This is a genomic window from Bacillus sp. HY001, from assembly GCF_007558965.1.
Lineage (GTDB): Bacteria > Bacillota > Bacilli > Bacillales > Bacillaceae_G > Bacillus_A > Bacillus_A mobilis.
This window is the reverse complement of sequence record NZ_VLTE01000285.1, coordinates 1-762: the sequence shown is the minus strand read 5'-3', so window position 1 is coordinate 762 and position 762 is coordinate 1. Positions and strand designations below refer to the sequence as shown.

1 pseudogene is annotated in these 762 nt (G+C 29.8%); it reads left to right on the top strand.

Going from position 1 to position 762, the window contains the following annotated elements:
* Positions 1-179: pseudogene (locus FOT98_RS31325) on the top strand (CPBP family glutamic-type intramembrane protease); the annotation flags it as partial.
* Between the last annotated feature and the right edge of the window lie 583 nt (positions 180-762).

The window sequence follows — 762 nt, the reverse complement described above, 5'->3', positions numbered from 1 at the left end:
ATTCAGATGGTATTACTTATATAGTCGTTACAGCAATAATTGGAGTATTATATAACTATGCTTATTGGGTATATCAAAAAAAGAATGAAAAAGTTGAAATTACAATATCTGCTTTTTGGATTGTTGTTTTGATTCACTCACTACATAACGCTATTGTTTTTATAGCATTACATCTATAAATGTTAAAAAAATAATTAGTTCTATTAGTAGTGGATTTTAAGCCAATGCTTGAGAGAAAACTAGATTATTAATGAGGTAAGAAGTATAGAACTAAAGCTTTTTCTATGCTTCTTTTTTATGTAAATTTATATTCAAGAATTTCCTTTCGTATTTTTAATAGCCAAAACACACTAAATTTTTATAAGTTTACAAAATTTGTTTTTCACTAATTAGAAGTTACACACGCAACATCTTTTCCATCTTGCGTACCTTTCCTGCAAAACATGCAACACTTTTCCCATGTTACGTACTCTTTTACTAAAACAAGCAACATTCTTCCCATGTTGCGTACTTATTTTTCGCAACAAGCAACACCTAATATTTAAATTATTTAATTTTATATCGAAAAGAAGCAACATTTTTTCCAAGTCGCGTACCGAAATTCATCTCCCACCTATCGTCGGGCTACGCCCTTCACACGCTTGAGGAATGAAAATTCTTTCGGGAAATACGTTAAATTTATAAGAAAATTTCACTTGTTAGTATTCCATTTCTAAAAGTCTCTGATATATCCTTTGCCCCCTATTTCATATGAATATCTAG